This window comes from Tessaracoccus sp. MC1679 (assembly GCF_014164775.1).
GTDB lineage: Bacteria > Actinomycetota > Actinomycetes > Propionibacteriales > Propionibacteriaceae > Arachnia.
The window spans coordinates 148,360-167,163 of the sequence record NZ_JACJGB010000002.1; the positions used below are offsets into that span (position 1 = coordinate 148,360).

At 69.8% G+C, this 18,804-nt stretch carries 21 protein-coding genes and 1 pseudogene; 9 read left to right on the forward strand and 13 right to left on the reverse strand.

Annotation, left to right across the window (positions count from 1 at the left end):
- Window positions 1–6: 6 nt before the first annotated feature.
- From H5398_RS17150 to trxA, 4 genes are all read right to left on the reverse strand, one after another.
- Complete coding sequence (locus H5398_RS17150) at window positions 7–1,620, reverse strand: hypothetical protein (protein ID WP_182799078.1); 1,614 nt, start codon at window positions 1,618–1,620, stop codon at window positions 7–9.
- A 53-nt stretch (window positions 1,621–1,673) separates the two neighbouring features.
- Window positions 1,674–2,900: a phosphoribosylamine--glycine ligase gene (gene purD, locus H5398_RS03815; protein ID WP_182799079.1), complete on the reverse strand. Its 1,227-nt coding sequence runs from the start codon at window positions 2,898–2,900 to the stop codon at window positions 1,674–1,676.
- Between the two features lie 31 nt (window positions 2,901–2,931).
- A complete protein-coding gene (locus H5398_RS03820; RefSeq protein WP_182799080.1) occupies window positions 2,932–4,215 on the reverse strand; it encodes an adenylosuccinate synthase in 1,284 nt (427 codons plus the stop codon).
- 111 nt (window positions 4,216–4,326) lie between these two features.
- Window positions 4,327–4,743, reverse strand: a complete 417-nt coding sequence (gene trxA, locus H5398_RS03825) for a thioredoxin (protein ID WP_182799081.1) — start codon at window positions 4,741–4,743, stop codon at window positions 4,327–4,329.
- Window positions 4,744–4,912: 169 nt separating this feature from the next.
- Between trxA and dhaK the strand changes: the two genes are divergently transcribed.
- The 6 genes from dhaK (at window position 4,913) to H5398_RS03855 (ending at window position 10,542) form a co-directional block, all read left to right on the forward strand.
- The gene (gene dhaK / locus H5398_RS03830; RefSeq protein ID WP_182799082.1) at window positions 4,913–5,908 is read left to right on the forward strand and encodes a dihydroxyacetone kinase subunit DhaK; all 996 of its coding nucleotides are present in this window, start codon (window positions 4,913–4,915) and stop codon (window positions 5,906–5,908) included.
- Complete coding sequence (gene dhaL, locus H5398_RS03835; protein ID WP_182782201.1) at window positions 5,905–6,540, forward strand: dihydroxyacetone kinase subunit DhaL; 636 nt, start codon at window positions 5,905–5,907, stop codon at window positions 6,538–6,540. Before dhaK ends, dhaL begins: the two co-directional genes overlap by 4 nt.
- The gene (dhaM, locus tag H5398_RS17690; protein ID WP_182782200.1) at window positions 6,540–7,253 is read left to right on the forward strand and encodes a dihydroxyacetone kinase phosphoryl donor subunit DhaM; all 714 of its coding nucleotides are present in this window, start codon (window positions 6,540–6,542) and stop codon (window positions 7,251–7,253) included. The genes dhaL and dhaM overlap by 1 nt, the downstream gene beginning before the upstream one ends.
- Window positions 7,254–7,276: 23 nt before the next feature.
- Window positions 7,277–7,723: a DUF3151 domain-containing protein gene (locus H5398_RS03845; protein ID WP_255422088.1), complete on the forward strand. Its 447-nt coding sequence runs from the start codon at window positions 7,277–7,279 to the stop codon at window positions 7,721–7,723.
- A gap of 134 nt (window positions 7,724–7,857) precedes the next feature.
- Window positions 7,858–9,720 carry a translational GTPase TypA gene (gene typA, locus H5398_RS03850; RefSeq protein ID WP_182782199.1) on the forward strand — a complete coding sequence of 621 codons (1,863 nt, stop codon included), beginning with the start codon at window positions 7,858–7,860 and terminating at the stop codon, window positions 9,718–9,720.
- A 105-nt stretch (window positions 9,721–9,825) separates the two neighbouring features.
- Window positions 9,826–10,542, forward strand: a complete 717-nt coding sequence (locus H5398_RS03855; protein ID WP_255422087.1) for a PadR family transcriptional regulator — start codon at window positions 9,826–9,828, stop codon at window positions 10,540–10,542.
- Here the strand turns inward: H5398_RS03855 and H5398_RS03860 are convergent.
- Both H5398_RS03860 and H5398_RS03865 read right to left on the reverse strand, forming a co-directional pair.
- Window positions 10,518–11,063, reverse strand: coding sequence for a metal-dependent phosphohydrolase (locus tag H5398_RS03860; protein WP_182799083.1), 546 nt, complete (start codon window positions 11,061–11,063; stop codon window positions 10,518–10,520). The genes H5398_RS03855 and H5398_RS03860 overlap by 25 nt on opposite strands.
- Before the next feature lie 29 nt (window positions 11,064–11,092).
- A complete protein-coding gene (locus tag H5398_RS03865) occupies window positions 11,093–11,521 on the reverse strand; it encodes a hypothetical protein (protein WP_182782197.1) in 429 nt (142 codons plus the stop codon).
- An 85-nt stretch (window positions 11,522–11,606) separates the two neighbouring features.
- On the opposite strand from H5398_RS03865, the gene H5398_RS03870 reads away from it, so the two are divergent.
- Window positions 11,607–12,245: a SatD family protein gene (locus H5398_RS03870; protein WP_182799084.1), complete on the forward strand. Its 639-nt coding sequence runs from the start codon at window positions 11,607–11,609 to the stop codon at window positions 12,243–12,245.
- Between the two features lie 572 nt (window positions 12,246–12,817).
- Here the strand turns inward: H5398_RS03870 and H5398_RS17155 are convergent.
- The gene (locus H5398_RS17155) at window positions 12,818–13,327 is read right to left on the reverse strand and encodes a low molecular weight phosphatase family protein (RefSeq protein ID WP_255443551.1); all 510 of its coding nucleotides are present in this window, start codon (window positions 13,325–13,327) and stop codon (window positions 12,818–12,820) included.
- Window positions 13,328–13,336: 9 nt separating this feature from the next.
- Window positions 13,337–14,212, reverse strand: a pseudogene (gene ppk2, locus H5398_RS17160) (polyphosphate kinase 2); the annotation flags it as partial.
- A gap of 82 nt (window positions 14,213–14,294) precedes the next feature.
- Here ppk2 and H5398_RS03880 point away from each other — a divergent pair.
- Window positions 14,295–14,588, forward strand: a complete 294-nt coding sequence (locus tag H5398_RS03880) for a redoxin family protein (RefSeq protein ID WP_182799086.1) — start codon at window positions 14,295–14,297, stop codon at window positions 14,586–14,588.
- On the opposite strand, the gene H5398_RS03885 is transcribed toward H5398_RS03880, so the two are convergent.
- Genes H5398_RS03885 through H5398_RS17165 form a run of 4 tightly spaced genes read right to left on the reverse strand, consistent with a single transcriptional unit; the run spans window position 14,581 to window position 17,542 of the window.
- The gene (locus tag H5398_RS03885; protein WP_182799087.1) at window positions 14,581–15,954 is read right to left on the reverse strand and encodes an acyltransferase; all 1,374 of its coding nucleotides are present in this window, start codon (window positions 15,952–15,954) and stop codon (window positions 14,581–14,583) included. The genes H5398_RS03880 and H5398_RS03885 overlap by 8 nt on opposite strands.
- A gap of 34 nt (window positions 15,955–15,988) precedes the next feature.
- Window positions 15,989–16,918 carry a folate-binding protein YgfZ gene (locus tag H5398_RS03890; protein WP_182782193.1) on the reverse strand — a complete coding sequence of 310 codons (930 nt, stop codon included), beginning with the start codon at window positions 16,916–16,918 and terminating at the stop codon, window positions 15,989–15,991.
- A gap of 1 nt (window position 16,919) precedes the next feature.
- Window positions 16,920–17,423 carry an FABP family protein gene (locus H5398_RS03895; protein WP_370586043.1) on the reverse strand — a complete coding sequence of 168 codons (504 nt, stop codon included), beginning with the start codon at window positions 17,421–17,423 and terminating at the stop codon, window positions 16,920–16,922.
- A complete protein-coding gene (locus H5398_RS17165) occupies window positions 17,420–17,542 on the reverse strand; it encodes a hypothetical protein (protein ID WP_255443528.1) in 123 nt (40 codons plus the stop codon). Before H5398_RS17165 ends, H5398_RS03895 begins: the two co-directional genes overlap by 4 nt.
- 34 nt (window positions 17,543–17,576) lie before the next feature.
- Here H5398_RS17165 and dtd point away from each other — a divergent pair, with 34 nt between their 5' ends.
- Complete coding sequence (gene dtd / locus H5398_RS03900; RefSeq protein ID WP_182799088.1) at window positions 17,577–18,014, forward strand: D-aminoacyl-tRNA deacylase; 438 nt, start codon at window positions 17,577–17,579, stop codon at window positions 18,012–18,014.
- A 3-nt stretch (window positions 18,015–18,017) separates the two neighbouring features.
- On the opposite strand, the gene H5398_RS03905 is transcribed toward dtd, so the two are convergent.
- On the reverse strand, window positions 18,018–18,773 hold the full coding sequence (locus H5398_RS03905; RefSeq protein ID WP_182799089.1) for a hypothetical protein: 756 nt from the start codon (window positions 18,771–18,773) through the stop codon (window positions 18,018–18,020).
- Window positions 18,774–18,804: the final 31 nt, after the last annotated feature.

An 18,804-nucleotide genomic window follows, 5' to 3' on the forward strand; every position in this document is an offset into this window, starting at 1 on the left:
CTCCCGCTACTGGTACGACACGAAGTTGGGTCGCGGCTCCACGTCCTCCATCGTCTCCTGGGGCGTCATCGTCGGGGAGTCCTCGTCGATGAAGTTCTTCCACCCCAGCCAGACGTTGGCCGGCAGGCCCTCCTTGAGGTTGCGCCAGGTCGCCTGCTTGAGCGGCGGGTTGCCGTGCCCGTCGGCGTGGACGAGGTACTGTAGCTCGTCGCGGGTGGTGTCGAGCCGCTCGCGGCCGACGATCATCCGCTGCTGGAACTGGTGCAGGATCACCACCTTCGGGGGCAGGTTGTTGGCCGCCACCAGGTCCGCCAACCAGGCTCCGGTGGCGTTGACCTCGTCCACCTCCACCTGGCCGATGATGGTCATGTGGCGCTGGCCGGGCTTCAGCCGCCACTCGGGATCGATCGCGAGACCGACGGTGGGCCGCTTCAGCAGCTCCTCGTAGCGCTTGGCCTGGGTCAGGAAGTCGGTGTGCCCGGGCTGGAGGTCCAGCACGCAGTAGATGCCCGCCGCCTCGGCCGCCTCGATGTAGGGCAGTAGCTGCTCGGCCGGGGTCTCGTAGGAATAGTCACCGTCGGGGCCGGCCGACGCGCTGGCCACGGTCGTGATGATCTCGAACGCGCCGATGACCGGGACGTCACTGAAGGCCTGATACTGGGCGGCCAACTCCTTCACCCGGGCGACGGACTGTTCCGGCCCCTGCTCGCCCAGCACCCCGAGGGTGCCGCCGGACGGGTGCCCATAGAGGGCCACCATCATCCGTCCCGGGAACGGCGCGACTCCACCGCCCGGCAGTTCCGGAAGCGTGCGGGCGGCCTCCACCCGCGCGGCGAAACGGGCGGAGTCGCCGAACGCGCCGACGCCGAGGACGGCTCCGGTGGCCCCCTTGACCAGCGCCACCGACTCGGCCGTGGCGCGCGGATCCGTGAAGGGCACCTCGGTGAGGGCGATGCCGGCTGCCGCCAGGATCGCGGCCGTGGCGGCGGAGACGGACTCGCCCCTGGGTCGCAGCGCGGCGGCGGTCGCGGGGGCGGTCTCGGCGGGGAGTCCCTCCACCTGCAGCTCGGCGGGATCGGCCGGGCCGTCGACGACCTCGCGGTCCCCGAGGTCCAGCCCTGCGGCCGGGTAGGCGATCACGGTGCGGGTCTGGAGGCGGTTGAGCTCGGCAGCGAGCTCGGGCCCGGCGATCAGCAGGGGGAGGCCGAGCGCGGCCGCGGTGGCGGAGGCCGCCGCGACGTCCCCACCGGCAGCGGGCGTCGGAGACGTGGCCGCGCTGGGAGAGGCGCTGTTCGACGGCGAGGCGCCAGCCGACGGCGAGGCCGGAGCGCTCGGCGTTGGCGGGGCCGGCTGAACGACGACCACGGCGGTTGCCTCGGCCAGCACCAGCCGGCTCACGGCCAGGGCGCCCTCGTCGTCTGAGGGCAGCACCCCCGACGCGAGGCCGGTGTTGACCGCAACGCGGTGGCCGATCGTCGACGGCGATGCTTCAGCCGACGGGCCCTGCGTGCCTCCGGAGGAGCTGGAGCCCGATCCGTCGCTTGGCGAACCGCTGCAGCCGGAGGCGGCGGCCACCGCTGTCGCGGCGAGTCCGAGGAGGGCAATTCGGCGAGTGATCATCCCAAAAGCCTGCCATCTCGCGCCGCGACCCCGAAATCCCGCCACGGGTGGCCTCAGTGCGGGATCCCGATGTCGGTGCGGTGGAAGCCGTCCGCATAGTCCACGCGCGAGAGGAGCCCGTACGCGCGCTCACGTGCCTCATCCACGCTCGCGCCGCGACCCACCGTGCCCAGCACGCGTCCGCCTGCGGACACGAGCCTCCGCCCGTCCAGGCGGGTGCCGGCATGCAGCACGTAGGCGTCGTCATCGTCGTCCGGCAGCACGATCGCCCCACCCGTGGCTGGAGTACCGGGGTAGCCCGCCGCCGCCGACACCACCACGACAGCCGCGCCCTCGCGCCACGCCAGCCCACCGACGGTGTCCAGCTCCCCGCGGGCCGCGGCCTGAAGCACCCCTGCCAGCGGGGTCTCGAGCAGCGCGAGCACGGCCTGGGTCTCCGGGTCTCCGAAGCGGACGTTGAACTCCACCACCCGAAGGCCCCTCGACGTGAGCGCCAGCCCGGCATAGAGCAGCCCGATGAACGGGGTGCCCCGTCGGCGCATCTCAGCCAGCGTGGGGGCGATGACCTCGGCCATGATCTGGTCTGTCAGCCCGGGATCCGCCCAGGTCAGCGGCGAATACGCGCCCATGCCGCCGGTGTTGGGTCCCGCGTCGCCGTCGCCGACCCGCTTGTAGTCCTGCGCGGGCAGCAACGGGAGCGCACGCTCGCCGTCGCAGATCGCGAACAGGCTCACCTCCGGACCGTCCAGGTAGTCCTCGATGACCACCCGGCCGCAGGTCGCGGCGTGCGCAAGGGCCGCCTCGCGATCGTCGGTGACCACCACGCCCTTGCCGGCGGCGAGGGCGTCGTTCTTGACCACGTAGGGGGCGCCGAACTCGTCCAGCGCCGCCGCCGCCTGCTCCGGCGTCTCACAGAGGCGTGAATCCGCGGTGGGCACCAAGGCCGCCCGCATGACCTCCTTGGCGAACGCCTTGGACCCCTCGAGCACGGCGGCCTCGCGGCCGGGCCCGAACGCGTCGATGCCGGCCTCACGCAGGGCGTCGGCCACCCCCTCCACCAGCGGCGCCTCCGGACCGATGACCACCAGATCGACACCCAGCCGCTGCGCCGCCTCCACCACGACGGCCGGCGACGACGGGTCCAGGGAGTGCAGCGTGGCGATGCGCCCGATCCCCGGGTTCCCCGGGGCCGCGTGCAGCTCGGTGACGGACGGGTCGGCGGCGAGCGCGCGGGCGAGGGCGTGCTCGCGACCCCCGGAGCCAAGGAGAAGAATCTTCACCCGCGTCAGCCTAGTGGTCCGCTCCCGGACTTCAGATCAGGTCGTTGATGGCCACGGACTGCTCGCGGCCGGGGCCGACCCCGATGCCGCTGATCCGGCACCCGATCAGCTCCTCGAGCCTGTGCACGTAGGCCTGGCAGGTGGCCGGCAGCTCATCGAACTCGCGGCACCCGCTGATGTCCTCGGCCCAGCCGTCGAGCTCCTCGTAGATGGGCTTGGCGTGGTGGAAGTCCGACTGCGTCATGGGCATCACGTCGTGTCGGACGCCGTCGACCTCGTAGGCCACGCACACCGGGATCTTCTCCCAGCCGCTCAGGATGTCCAGCTTGGTGAGGAAGATGTCGGTGAAGCCGTTGATCTTGACCGCCTGCTCCACCAGCAGCGCGTCGAACCAGCCGCAGCGACGCGGGCGGCCGGTGGTGGCGCCGAACTCGGAGCCGATGCGGCGAAGCTCCTCGCCGTCGTGATCGAACAACTCCGTGGGGAAAGGGCCCTCGCCGACGCGGGTGGTGTAGGCCTTCGCGATGCCGATGGTGCGATCGATCCGGGTGGGGCCCACGCCGCCGCCCGTGGTGGCGCCGGCCGCCGTCGGGTTCGACGAGGTGACGTAGGGGTAGGTGCCCTGGTCCACGTCGAGGTGGTGCGCCTGGGCGCCCTCGAAGAGCACCACCTTGCCCGCATCCAGCGCGTCGTTGACGTAGCGACCGGAATCCACGATGTGGGGGCGGATGGTGTCGGCGTGCTTGAGGAGGGCCTGCACCACCTCCTCCGCGATGATCGGGCGCCGGTTGTAGACCTTCACCAGCAGCTGGTTCTTCTGATCCAGCGCGGCCTCGACCTTCTGCCGCAGGATGGACTCGTCGAGGATGTCCTGGATCCGGATACCGAGCCGGTTGACCTTGTCCGAGTAGCACGGCCCCACGCCGCGGCCCGTGGTGCCGATCCGCCGCTTGCCGAGGAACCGCTCGGTGACCTTGTCCAGCACCTTGTGGTACTCGGTGATGATGTGGGCATTGGCGGAGATCAGCGGGTGAGCCACGTTCACGCCCCGCGACGCCAACACGTCCAACTCCTCGGCCAGCACGTCCAGATCCACGACGACGCCGTTGCCGATCACCGTGGTGGTCCCGGGGTTGAGGATGCCGGAGGGCAGCAGATGGAGGACGAACTTCTCGCCGCCCACCACCAGCGTGTGGCCCGCGTTGTTGCCACCGGAGTAGCGGACGCAGACGTCGACGCGGTCCCCCAGCTGGTCAGTCGCCTTGCCCTTGCCTTCGTCTCCCCATTGAGCCCCGACCACGACAACGCTTGGCATCTTGCCACCTCCACACACATGGATGAAGCCCCAGCTCTTCGCGGGGGCCCTACCGGGGCAGTCTAACGGAGCCGAGGCCCGGCCACCGGAGGCGGCCTCCTTCCTGAACCCTCAGGCGGAGTGCTGCTCCACCCAGCGCTCGAGCTGCTGCGCCGGCAACGCGCCCACCTGCCGCGCCACTTCCTTCCCGTCGCGCATCAGCACCAGCGTGGGGATGCTCATCGCCTCGAACCGGGCCTGCAGAGCGCGGTTGTGATCCACATTGATCTTGACCACCTTGAGCCGTCCGGCCTTGGCCTTCGCGAGGCGCTCAAGGACGGGCGATACCATGCGGCACGGCCCGCACCACGGCGCCCACAGGTCCACCACGACGGGGACCCGGGTGGCCACCACTCCATCGAAATCCGCGTCGGTGGCGTCGACGAGCCACGGCAGGTCGGCCTTGCACTTGGCGCATCGCGGCAGGCCGGTGGCGGCGGCGGGGACCCTGTTGCGTGCGCCGCACGCGACGCAGGTGGAGATGCTCATGACTCCATGGTCCACCCTCCCCCGAAATGTGGGATGACAGGGCATGAGATCGGCGCACATCGGTGGCCCCGGGCTTGGAGGAAACTGCACGAAAGGTCAGGGCCCTTGCCTACGATCGCTGTGGGAATCAGGATCGATGGATACCCGCAACGACGCAGGAGGTAGGACCGTGAAGAAGCTCATCAATTCCGCCGACGACGTGCTCGCCGACGCCCTCAAGGGCGTGGAGGCATCAGACGCGAATGTCCGCGTCGATCACGAGAATCGGGTGATCTACCGCGTCACCCCGAAGGAGGCCGGGAAGGTCGCCATCATCTCCGGCGGCGGCTCCGGTCACGAGCCGATGCACGGCGGCTTCGTCGGCGTGGGCATGCTCGACGCCGCGTGCGCCGGCCAGGTGTTCACCTCCCCCACCCCGGACCAGATGTTCGAGGCCACCACCGTCGTGGACAACGGCGGGGGCGTGCTCCACATCGTGAAGAACTACACCGGCGACATCATGAACTTCGAGATGGCCGCGGAGATGGCCACCGACGCAGGTATCACGGTTGAGACGGTCATCGTGGCCGACGACGTCGCGGTGCAGGACTCCCTCTACACTGCGGGCCGCCGCGGCGTGGGCACCACGGTGCTCCTGGAGAAGATCGTCGGCGCCGCCGCCGAGGAGGGCCAGGACCTGGCCGCCGTCAAGGCGTTGGCGCAGCGGGTGGCGGACAACGGCCGCTCGATGGGCATGGCGCTCACCTCGTGCACCGTCCCGTCGGCCGGCAAGCCCACCTTCGACCTGCCCGAGAACGAAGTGGAGATCGGCATCGGCATCCACGGCGAGCCCGGGCGTCACCGAGAGCCCATCGCCGACGCGAAGTCCATCGCCAAGCAACTGGTCGATCCCATCCTCCACGACCTCGACTTCACCGGCGCTCCCGTCATCGCCATGCTCAACGGCATGGGCGGCACCCCGCTGATCGAGCTGTACCTCATGTACGGCGAGGTTGTGGCGCTGCTGAACGAGGCCGGCGTCACCATCGAGCGCAACCTCGTGGGCAACTACATCACCAGCCTGGACATGGCCGGCTGCTCGCTCACGCTCGTCAAGGCGGACGACGACATGATTCGCCTGTGGGATGCCCCCGTGAAGTCCGCGGGGCTACGGTGGGGCATGTGAGCGCACAACACCTGACCCTGGACCTGCTCGCCGACTGGCTGCGCCGCTACGCGCAGATCGTCGACGAGAACAAGACCTTCCTCACGGACCTCGACTCGGCCATCGGTGACGCGGACCACGGCGCCAACATGGCCCGGGGTACCGCGGCGGTGGTGACCCACCTCGATGCGGCCACCACTGTCGACGGCCTGCTCAAGAAGGCGGGCATGACGCTGGTCAGCACGGTCGGCGGCACCGCCGGCCCGCTGTACGGCACCCTGCTGATGAAGATGGGGATGGCCACCGGGTCCGTGATGGAGCTCTCGCCACAGGAGTTCGCGAAGGCCTTCCGGGCCGGGCTCGAGGGGCTGATCGCCCGCGGCAAGACGGAGCTGGGCGACAAGACGATGGTGGATTCGCTGGCCCCGGCCATCGACGCCTTCGACGCGGCCCTGGCCGACGGAGCGGATCTGCACGACGCCGTCGCGGCGGCCGCGCAGTCCGCCGCCGTGGGCCGTGACGCCACCACCCCCATGGTGGCAAAGAAGGGACGCGCGAGCTACCTCGGCGAGCGGTCCGCGGGTCACCAGGATCCGGGGGCCACCTCGTCGGCGTACCTGTTCGACGCCTTGGCGGACGTGATCGGCGCCTGATGGCGGTGGGCATCGTGGTGGTCTCGCACAGCCGCGCGCTGGCCGAGGCCGCCGTCGAGCTGGCCATGCAGATGGTCCACGAGGAGCCCCCTCCCGTGGCCATCGCGGCCGGCATGCCCGACGGCGGGCTGGGTACGGACGCCGCGGCGGTCGCGGAGGCGATCGCGGAGGTGGACCGGGGCGACGGCGTGGTGATCTTCGTCGACATGGGCTCAGCGATCATGAGCGCCGAGATGGGCGTGGAGTTCGCGGGCGTCGAGAACGTGCGCGTCCTCTCCGCCCCCTTCGTGGAGGGTCTCACGGCTGGTGTGGTGCGCGCCGTGGGTGGAGCGTCGATCGACGATGTCGCGGCAGAGGCCGAGTCGGCGCTCGCCCCGAAGCTGTCCGCGCTGGGGAACGCTCCTGCGGCACCATCCGTGCCACCCGTGGTCGCGGCGGACGGCGACGCCACCGGGACGGCTGTCCTGGTCAACGAGACCGGCCTGCACGCGAGGCCTGCGGCGCTCTTCGTGGCCGAGGCAAGGAAGTTCGACGCAGATGTCCGCATCTGCAACGGGGACGTCGGCCCCGTGAAGGCGGGCAGCAGCATCGGCCTGGCCACCCTCAACGCCCGCAAGGGAGACACCCTGAGCCTCACGGCCACAGGCCCGCAGGCGCAGGACGCCGTCGACGCGCTGGTGGCGTTCATCTCGGCCGGGTTCGGCGAGAATTGAGGCCCGCTCGCTAGGCTGACGCCATGAGCGAGACGCACCCCAACCTGATGGCCTCGAACGTCGTCGTGTTGCTGCCGGACGACCCTGCTCTCGCGGCGATCTCCGAGCACGGCAAGGAGCGCTTCCTGGAGGTCGTGGCGCAGCACCCCACCTCCTCGTTGTGCTGGGCGCTCCTCGCCGAGACCTGCCTCGCCGAGGAGGGACTGGGAAGCTCCCTGGCCGCCTACGCCTACGCCCGCACCGGCTACCACCGCGGGCTTGACACGCTGCGGCGCAACGGCTGGAAGGGCTCAGGCCAGGTGCCGTGGGAGCACGAAGCCAACCGCGGCTTCCTGCGGGCGCTGTGGGCGCTGAGTGTCGCGGCGGGGCGGATCGGCGAGCACGAGGAGCAGGAGCGCTGCGCGCAGTTCCTCCGGGACTCCTCCGAGACCGCCTACCAGGTCCTCGCTCAGCCCGAGCAATCCGATTGACTGAGCCTCCCGCGCTCCGCCGACCCCATCGGCACTCGATCCGGCGTCTAGTCGAGGTTCACGGTTCGTGGCGCCAGGCTCCCGCCGCGTAGACTCTCCCGCGGCCCCCACCGTCGATCCCCCGGAGATGCCACATGCCCACACGCGAAGACCTGCGCAACGTCGCCATCGTCGCCCACGTCGACCACGGTAAGACGACGCTTGTCGACGCCATGTTGTGGCAGTCCGGAGCCTTCCGCGAGGGATCCGATGTCAACAACCGCGTCATGGACTCGATGGACCTGGAGCGCGAGAAGGGCATCACCATCCTCGCGAAGAACACCGGCGTGCGGCACATCCGCCCCGACGGCTCCGGGGTCACGATCAACATCATCGACACCCCCGGCCACGCCGACTTCGGCGGCGAGGTGGAGCGCGGGCTTGAGATGGTCGACGGCGTGGTCCTGCTGATCGACGCGTCCGAGGGTCCGCTCCCCCAGACCCGCTTCGTGCTGCGCAAGGCGCTGGCCAAGAACCTGCCGATCGTCGTGGTGGTCAACAAGGTGGACCGTAGCGACGCGCGCATCTCCGCCGTCGTCGAGGAGACCTACGACCTCTTCATGGACCTCATCGACGACGACGCGGCCCACGTGCTCGACTTCCCCATCGTCTACGCCTCCGCGAAGGCCGGCCGCGCCTCGCTGACGCAGCCCGAGGACGGCGGCATGCCGGACAGCCCCAACCTCGAGCCGCTGTTCGACACCCTGATGGAGCACATCCCCGCCCCCGTCTACGAGGAGGGCGCGGTCCTCCAGGCGCACGTCACCAACCTCGACGCCTCCCCCTACCTCGGCCGCCTTGCCCTGTGCCGCATCATCGCCGGCGAAATGAAGCGCGGGCAGCTGGTGTCGTGGTGCAAGACCGACGGGACCATCTCCACGGTGAAGCTCACCGAGATGTTCATGACGCAGGCACTGGATCGCGTGCAGGCGGATCTGGCGGGCCCCGGCGACATCGTCGCCATCGCGGGCATCCCGCAGATCATGATCGGCGAGACACTCTCGGACCCCGAGAACCCGAAGCCCCTGCCGCTCATCCACGTCGACGAGCCGTCGATCTCCATGACCATCGGCATCAACACCTCACCGCTGGCGGGCCAGTCCGGCAAGAACCTCACCGCCCGCCTGCTGAAGGCGCGCCTGGAGCAGGAGCTGGTCGGCAACGTGTCGATCAAGGTCAACACCACCGAGCGCCCGGACACCTGGGAGGTGCAGGGTCGCGGCGAGCTGCAGCTGGCCATCCTGGTGGAGATGATGCGCCGGGAGAGCTTCGAGCTCACCGTCGGCAAGCCGCAGGTGGTCACGAAGCTGGTCGACGGCAAGGTCCATGAGCCCATCGAGCGCCTCACCGTCGACATCCCCGAGGACTTCGTCGGGGTGGTCACGCAGCTCATGGGGCTCCGCCGCGGCCGCATGGAGATGATGGTCAACCACGGCACCGGCTGGGTCCGGCTTGAGTTCATCGTCCCTGCCCGCGGCCTCATCGGCTTCCGCACGGAGTTCCTCACCGAGACGCGCGGCACCGGCATCATGAACCACGTGGGCGAGGGCTTCGAGCCCTGGGCCGGAGACTTCCGCACCCGCCCCACCGGCTCGCTGGTGGCGGACCGGACGGGCGTGACCACGTCCTACGCCCTGTTCAACCTGCAGGAGCGCGGCACCTTGTTCGTCCCTCCGGGCGCCGAGGTGTACGAGGGCATGATCGTCGGCGAGAACCCCCGGGCCGAGGACATGGACGTCAACCCCACGAAGGAGAAGAAGCTCACCAACGTGCGCTCCTCCACGGGCGACGAGCTGGAGCGGCTGATCCCGGCCAAGAACATGTCCATGGAGCAGGCGCTGGAATTCTGCGCGGGCGACGAGTGTCTCGAGGTCACCCCGGCGATGGTGCGCATCCGCAAGGTGTCGCTCAACGCCAACGATCGGGCCAAGGAGCGCAAGGGGCACAAGAAGCCCTGACTCTTTCACGATAGTTCGCGATATATCTTTGACATATCGCGAGCTATCGTGCATCCTGGAACACGTACGGGGCATTCAGCCCCCACTGTCCAGAAGGAGTTCGCGATGGACTACGCGATGCATCACCCCTGGGGCGGCCGAGGCGCCGCCCTGCACCAGATCTTCGGCGCCCTGCTCAACGAAAGCAGCACGCCCGAGGAACCCACCGACGATCGGCGCGGCGAGCGCCGCGGTCGCGGTCACCGCCACGGAGGCCCTAGCCGCGGCAGGATGGGCGGGCACGGCCCGTCCGGCGGCGGCCCGTTCGGCCCCGGCGGCTTCGGACCCACACCCTTCGGCCCCGGCGGCTTCGGCACCGGCCCGTTCGGTGGCCGACGTGGAGGCCGCGCCCGTCGCGGCGACGTCCGCAACGCCGCCCTGCTGCTGATCGCCGAACAGCCGCGCAACGGCTACCAGATCATCCAGGAGCTCGACAACCGCAGCGGCGGGCGCTGGAAGCCGAGCCCCGGCGCCATCTATCCGGCGCTCAACCAACTGGAGGACGAGGGGCTCATCCGCCTCATCGCCTCCGAGGCGGGGAAGGCCTATGAGATCACCGACGCCGGCCGCGCCGAGGCCGAGGCCACCGAACGGCCCACCCCGTGGGAGCAGGACGACGACGCGGCCGCACATCCCGCGGCCGGGCTGGCACAGGCCTATGGTCAGGCCTGGTCCGCCGTCGGGACGATCGCCCAGAGCGGCAACGAGGACCTCATCGGTCAGGCGACGGCCGAGGTCGAGGACCTGAAGAGGCGTCTCTACCAGCTGCTCGCCGAGAGCTGATCCAGCTCTCGCCGGAGGTTGTACCGGGCCTGGTGCTCCCAGAGCGCCAGGCCCTTCGGCGTGTGGAAGACCGATCCGCGGCTCAGCATCCGCTCGATGAAGCGTCGCCGACGCTCGACCCATTCGGCCGGCCCCAGGTCGGGGAGCTCGGCCCGGATCGCCGCGACATTGACGCAGTACCGCTCCCACGGGAGCCTCAGTCTGTGCAGGTCTGCGTCGGCCATCCGTCCACCGGCCTCGTCGTCGGGGTGAGGCGCGTGATCGACGGTGACCAGGATCAACCCGCACACCTCGTCGACCTCCGCGGCCGGCAGACCGCGGAGGAGGCCCCGCGCCAGCGCGACGGAGGCGAGTTCGTCGTCCGGGCTGGCGTTGTGGTGGACCGCGTCGTGGAACCAGAAGGCGACTCTCTCCAGCCTGCCCGCCTGCAGCAGATCCAGCGCGGCCAGCCCGTCGCGCAGGTGGGCCTGGGAGTGATAGCGACGATGCGGCTCTGCCCACCTGTCGAGGAGCTCTGCCACCACATGTTCCGGGAGCAGGCCCCCGGCGCTCACCACGCCCGGACGGCGAAGTAGGCGACGCCGGCCCAGAGCCCTGCCCACAGCATGCTGGCGAAGGTCCCGATGATGAACAACTCGCCCTTGCGCGAGGTCCCCGAGTCCGACGCCGTGGCCAGGTCCGCGTACCGCCCCAGACCCTTGACCGCCAGCACCATGGCGATCCCGGCAGGAAAGCCCGCCACGATGCACGCGTAGACCGCCACCCGCTCCAGCATGCCGATCCACCGGCCGCCCGGAAGCTCCTTCTGGGCCGCCTCCAGGCCGAGGCTGGCCCGGGTCTGCGCCACCTCCACCTCCGACGACGGGAGGGACGCCTTGTCGATCCGTCTCAGTAGGGCACGCACGACGGGGTTGCCGAGGGCGGCGACGAGGCCCGCGAGCAGCACGATCGCGGCCTTCAGTACCAGCCCCCAGTCCATGCCGGAAACGCTACACGGCCGCCCCGACACTCCCGCGGGATAAGGTTTGTCCTTCACCCGGAAGCTATGAAGTTATTCTCTACATATGAAGACTACGAAGGTGCTGCCCGTTGTGGCTCTGCTCGTCGACATCGTGGCGTCGCGCACCGCGCAGAGAGACGCCCTGCATGCGGACGTGCTCCGGGCGGTCGCGGGCGTCAACGCCGCCGTCGAACCGCTGCACGAACTTCGCCCCACCGTCGGCGATGAACTCCAGGGGGTATACCCCTCCCTCGGCGCCGCCTTGACTGCCGGCTTCTCGCTCAGGCTCGCGCTCGCCCCCCGGTGGGACGCACGCTGCGGACTCGGGGGTGGCCAGGTGGTCGTCGTCGACGAGGCTCGCGGGATCCAGGACGGTTCCGCCTGGTGGCAGGCACGCGAGGCGATCGACTGGGTCAAGGGACAGGCGGCCAAACCGGGATACGAGGCGGTGCGCACGGCGGTGCGTGACGAGCGGGCCACGGCAACCCCCTCCGCCGACGCCGTGTCGCGGCTGATCGACGCCCATCTCGGCCGGCTGCGGCCGGGGGCGCTCTCCACCCTCCGGGGCATGCTCGACGGCCTGGACAACGCCGAGATCGCCGGTCGCGAGGGGATCAGCGAGTCGGCCAATTCGCAGCGCGTGCGCAACAACGACCTGCGCCCGCTGATGGATGCCATCCTCGCCCTCGGCCGGCTCCCCTGACCCGTCCCTGGGCGCGAGAGTTGGGGACGGCAGGGCGGCCAGGCTCGGTCCCTGAGGGTCCCGCGTCGCGAAGCGACCGTGGGAGTCTCGAAGGGTCAAAAACCCGCGGCCAAACGCAAGGGTGAGGGACGGCAGGGCGGCACTGCGCAGCGGTGCCCAACCCGACGATCACCCAACAGGCATCCCGCTCAGGCAGACCCGACCCCAACGCCGCCCTGCCGGCCCACACCCTGGACCAGGCAACGCCGCAGACAGGACGAGTGCGGGGAGACGGGAGACGATGCCCGGGCGGCCTCAACAACCCGACCACCGACCCGGCTGGACGAAACATCGAGACCATGGACAACGGCCGCCCGGGCATCGACTCACGGCTCACCGCACCCGCCCACAAGAACTGCGTCAAGGTGGTAGTCACAACCCTTCGAGACGGGCCACGCCGCTTCGCGGGCGGCCCTCCTCAGGGAGCGGAAGTAGACCGGCCACGCCGCTTCGCGGGCGGCCCTCCTCAGGGAGCGAAAGGGCGACCTTCCACCCGCGCTGCGGGCGGTCCAGCTCGGCTCAGGGACCGACCGTCAGTCCGCGGAGGGCGGCACCAGCTCGGAGAGGAGGGCACGCACGCGGGCGTCGATGTCGTCGCGGACCAAAGTCATGCGCTCCTCGCCCTCGATCCCGCGTAGGGACGGCTCGTCCGTCAGCCACGTCTCGATCGTGCCGCGCATGCCCTCGACGGGCTCCACCACCGCCTCGCCGCCGACGAGCACCACCCTGTCGACGCTGCGGAGAATCTCGGGGTCGATCGCCTTCGGCTGCTCACCGTCGAACGTGGCACCCACCTGCTCGACGCTCGCTCGCGATTCCTCGTTGAGCGTCGCGGCGGGCTTGGTGCCGGCCGAGTACACGTCGACGGCGTCACCCGCGTGCAGCCTGGCGAGGGCGGCGGCCATCTGGCTCTTGCCGCCGTTCTTCACGCAGACGAACAGGACGCTCGGCTTGGTGGAGGCCTGCTCAGGGTCCGTGGTGGATCCGCGGGTCGCATCGAGGCGGACTGCGGCGTCCTCGGCGGACTCCTCATCCGCCTTCATCCACTTCTTGCGGCCCCGCTGCACGATCAGCGGGTCCGTGGGCCTGATCGCCGACGGATCCTTGCCCTCGTAGTCGTGCAGGTCCAGGAACAGGCGCATCGCGTTGAGCCGGGCGCGCTTCTTGTCGTTGGACTTGATCCGGTACCAGGGGGCGATCTCGGTATCGGTGTGCTTGAGCATCGCCGTCTTCGCAGCGGTGTAGTCCTCCCAGCGGCCCAGCGACTCCAGGTCCATCGGTGAGAGTTTCCACTGCCGGACGGGGTCGATCTGGCGGATCGCGAACCGCGTGCGCTGTTCGCGTTGCGCCACCGAGAACCACAGCTTCGTCACGGTGATACCAGATTCGATCAGCATCTGCTCGAACAGGGGGGCCTGCCGGATGAAGCTCTCGTACTCCTCATCGGTGCAGAATCCCATCACCCGCTCGACCCCCGCCCGGTTGTACCAGGAGCGGTCGAAGAGGACGATCTCGCCCGCCGTCGGGAGGTGCTGCACGTAGCGCTGGAAGTACCACTGGCCCTTCTCCCGCTCCGTGGGCGCGGCGAGCGCGACGACGCGCGCGCTACGAGGATTGAGGTGCTCGGTGAAGCGCTTGATGGCACCTCCCTTGCCTGCAGCGTCGCGCCCCTCGAAGATGATGATGTGCTTGGTGCCCGCATCCTGGGCGGCGTACTGGAACTTGAGCAGTTCGATCTGCAGCTCCCGCTTCTCCGCTTCGTACGAGTCCCGGTCCAGGAGCTCGTCGTAGGGGTGGCGATCCCGCCAGGTCTCCACCGCGTTGCCGAGCGGGTCGATCAGATACGGGTCCTCGCCGTGGACATCGGCGACTGCGTAGCCCTCGGAGCGCAGATGGTCGATGTATTCGCGGAGATTCTGTTGGCTCATGGGAGTAGTTCACCACCTTCGGGTGAACGCGAGTTGAACGGGCTCAAACCGCGACGAGCCGTGTCGCGCTCACCCACACCCGATGAGCACGCTCGTGGCGAACAGCACTGCGGATGGCGGCCCGGGCATGGCCGGATTTGTCGTCATCTTCCACTCCCTGGACACCGGCACCTGCGCGATCAGCGTGGTGGCCTCGGACTTCCGCTCGGACTTCGGAGGCGCCTACGGGGTCACCTACACCGACGGTCCCATCCGCGGCCTCCTGGCGCGCTCCGTCGTCGTCATCGACGGCGAGGGAACGGTGATCTACACCGAGCAGGTGTCCGAGACCTCACACGAGCGAGACTATGACGCCGCCCTGGCCGCCCTCAACTGATCCGGTCCACCAACTCCCCGGGGACCTCCGCCTCCGGGGAGTTGTCCGCCCGTCGGACCCCGAGTCCGCGCAGCGGCTTGAGGAGGTCGTCTGGGCTGCGCGCCACCCCCACCGGTCGGGACGCCCGCACCATGGTCCAGGTCCCGGCCCAGATCGCCACCACCCCGAGGATCGCCCCCGGGTAGGCCGGGTGGAGGACCGTGCCGTGGCGCCACACCAGCATCGCGCCGGCGATCATCAGCACGTAGCTCAGCAGCGCGAGGTAGCGGTCCTGTGAGGTGCCGAGCGGCGGGATCAGCCGGTACTCCACGAGCCCGATGAGCGGCACCAGGACCAGGATCAGGACCACGCCGACCGCCAGCACTGTGGTCTGGGCCAGGAGCACCGGCGCCGCCATCGGCAGTGCCGTGGCCAGCAGTAGTAGCGCGGCTGCACCGATGAGCAGACACGGCACGTGCCACAGGTAGACCGTCATCATGAGCGCACTCAGCCTGGCGAGCCGCGCCTCGGCCCGCGGTGCGAGGTCGGCGAACACCCGTGACCGCTCCACGAGCCCGAGACCTGCCACCTGGGCAACTCCCAACAGCGCCATCGCCAACGTGGGGGGAAGGTGGTTGGCCCGGGGGGCGTTGCCGAAGCCGACCGCCGAGGCCGGGTAGCCGAAGAAGGCGATCAGGAGCACGATCGCGCCGGCCGCGGCCAGCAGGAGTGCCCAGGTGCGGCGCGCCGGGCCCTCCCTGAACCAGCCACGCTGGTACCCGATGCCCAGCTGATGGCAGAGCGGCCACACGAGGAACATGTTGATCTGACCGATGTCGTTGCGGCCGAACCCGATCCATGCGCGGTCCACCACGATGATGCCCAGCAGCATCACGACGATCACCCACGCCCCGAACCGGTCGTGGAGCATCACCATGAACGGCGCGAACAGGACGATCACGAGGTAGACGGAGATGAACCACAGGAGGAACATCAGGGAGCGGCTGAGCTCCGCGGCCAGCGCCCGATAGCCCACCCAGGCGGCCCCGGTGGCGATCACCGCAAACACCGTCACGAAGACAGTCAGCCCTCCGGTGAGCCGACGGCCCCGGTTGGCGAGATAGTGCGAGAACCCGGTGCCCCGCCGTCGCATCTTGTCCACGATGATCGCGTTGGCGAAGCCGCCGCAGGCGAAGAAGAGCGGCATGGACATCAGCAGCCACGACAGCCCCCACACCCAGATGGGCGGCGCCCACAGCTCCGCCTGCAGAGCGCCGTCGGGCCCCACTGAGGCCTGGAAGATGAGTCCGTGGAAAACGACGACGACGAACACGGAGAGAGCGCGCGCGACGTCGATCGTGGTGTTACGCGCCGGCTCGTTGTGCACAGGAGAATGATGCCAGCTGGCGAGCGACTCTCCCTTATCCCAGGACGGGGCGCACGTGCAGGCCCACGTCGGGGTCCACCAGTGCCTCCTGCGCGGCCGGGATCCCGTCCGCCAGCAGCTCCGCGTCAACGGCGAGCGACCGTTTCACCAAGGCGAGCGCGATGGGGCCGAGCTGGTGATGGCGGGCCGAGGAGCCCACCACACCCACCACCCGGCCGGCCAGCTCGACAGGTGCGCCCCACTCCGGCAGCGCGGACATCGTCCCGTCGAGGTGCAGCAGCACCAGGCGTCGAGGGGGCCTGCCCAGGGTGTGAACCCGGGCCACGGTCTCCTGGCCTCGATAGCACCCCTTGTTCAGGTGCGTACCCACCAGCCCGATCTCGTTGGGGATGGTCTTGTAGTCGGTGTCGATGAAGATCCGGGGGACGCCGGCGGCGATGCGCATGGCCTCGAGCGCCCAGGTGCCGACGGTGCCGGCGAGCTCAGCCTCCGCAGGGAGGAACACCTCGAGCCCGCCCAACTCGGAATCGCGCCTCCGCCACGCCCCGTCCAGGGGCACGCGATGCCCCACCCAGGCCAGGCGCAGGTCCGGGCGGGAGGCCACCTCCACGCGCATCGAGAAGCGCATCTTCTCCAGGAAGGCGATCAACTCGGCGGCCCGTCCCGGTTCGGTCCAGGCGAGGAACGAGGCCCCGTCGTCGACGCCGTGCAGGACGTGCTCGATGTGCCCTGTGGGTGACAGGATCAGCGCCGTCGTGGCCTCGCCGGGAGCCAGCGCACTCAGGTGTTGGGTGGTCAGGGAATGCAGCCACCCGAGCCTGTCCGGCCCGCTGATCTCCAGGATCTCGCGGTTATGGAGGTCCACGACCCCCTCCCCAGCCTCCAGGGCCCGCGCCTCGGCGACCGGGTTGCCGAAGTGCCAGGCGAGGCCGGCGTCCACACCGGACTCGAGCATCACGGGCATCTCAGGTCCGCTTCAGTCTGGCCCACATGTGGGGACGCAACTCGTGCTCGGTGGTGGCTCGATCCAGCGCGTACATCAGGTCACCCTCCACCTTGCCGTAGAGACGCTGGCCCGCGGAGTGCGTGACGGTGGCCGACTCCGTGCGGACCACGGCGTCGGTCATCAGGTCGATGCGGGTGACCTGGATCTTGCCGACGAGCACCTCGGTCCAGCCGTCTGCGCTGGTCAGCACCACCTCAAGGGAGGCGTCCTTCTTGGGGCGCCAGAAGCCGGTCTCCATGCTCATCGGCACCTGATCGGCCCCCTCGCTGCCGAGGAGGAAGGTCTGGGACGCGTAGTACAGGTACTCGCCGCCGTTGTGGTTGAACTCGATGCGCTGCTCGAACTCGAACCCGTTCCCGTCGTGGTCCGTGCCGTTGCCGGTGCCCTCCCACCGGCCCACCAACCAGCCCAACGCCGTCAGGGCGGGGTTGAGGCCCTCAGGCACCTCGATGTCAATGTTCACGACTCATCTCCTCGCAGCTGTCTCCACAGCCCTCGCAGGGTCACGCCCAGCGCGATGAGCGCACCGGCGCCCAGCGCGACGGTGGCGACAATCAGCACCCACACCAGGACCGCGGCCATGCGGGCCAGTATACGAACCGGCCACAATGGGGCCATGCGCGTGGTGGTGACGAAGGTACTCGAGGCGTCCGTCGAGGTGGGCGACGAGGTGGTCGCGCGGCTGGACCGGCCCGGCCTGCTGGTGCTGGCCGGTGTCGGGCACGGAGATGCCGACGCCGACGCGGCGGCCCTCGCGCGCAAACTGTGGGGCCTGCGGATCCTCGACGACGAGGCCTCCGCCAGCGACACCGGGGCCCCCTTCCTCGTGGTCAGCCAGTTCACCCTCTACGCCTCCACCCGCAAGGGGCGCCGTCCCTCCTGGAGCGGGGCCGCGCCCGGCCAGGTGAGCGAGCCCCTCGTCGAGGAGTTGTGCCGGCAGCTGGAGCTGCTGGGGGCGACAGTGTCGCGGGGACGCTTCGGCGCCCACATGCGCGTCTCCTCGGTCAACGACGGCCCGGTGACGATCCTGATCGACACGCACGACTGGGCCTGAGGGTCAGGCTGGGCCGAGGAAGTCCAAGGCGCTGATGGACACAGCGTCCATGGACACGCTGGTGCCTCCGGGGGCGGTGGACTCGAGGATGGTCAGCGTCACCCTGTCTGTGTCCGTCTCCGGGAAACGCACCTCCTGCGGGGTTCGATCGTTGGCCGCCAGACCCTGCTCGAAGAACGAGCCGTCAGCGAATGTCCACCGGATGGTGAGGATCCGGCGTTCGGCCAGGTAACGGTCCGTCCAGACGGTGTTCCCATTGACGACCCGTAGCCCGACGAGGGTGCGGACCCCGGGAAAGCGCACCGTGACGCTCTGCTCGGCGCCGTCGCCGCGACACCGCCAGATCGTCTCGCCGTTGTTGTCCACCAGCGCCAGCGGGGCGTCGCGGCTGCCGCCCTCGACGCAGCGCCCTTCGGCCGCGATGGCCTGGACCGCCGTGACGGCGCCGTCGTACGGGGCGAGAACATCCGGCGACGCGGAGGGAGAGGGCATCGCGGAGACGGAGAGCGAAGGGGCGGGTTCCGGACGCGGCTGCTCGTCCGGGGGGAAGACCCAGAGCCGCCCGACGGTGAAGGAGGCCCCCACCACCACCACCCCCAAGGTGGCGACGGCGCGAGCCGTCCAGCCGACGCGGATGTCTGCGAGCGCGACGGCCTTCGCGGCTGCCCTGTCCGGGAGCGGGCGGTCGCTGTCACCAGCGCGCACGTCGTCGGATTCAGCGGCTGGCCGGAAGTACTCATCAGGAACCCGCTGCCCCATGGCGGCCATGCTACAAGTCGTCGCGGATAAC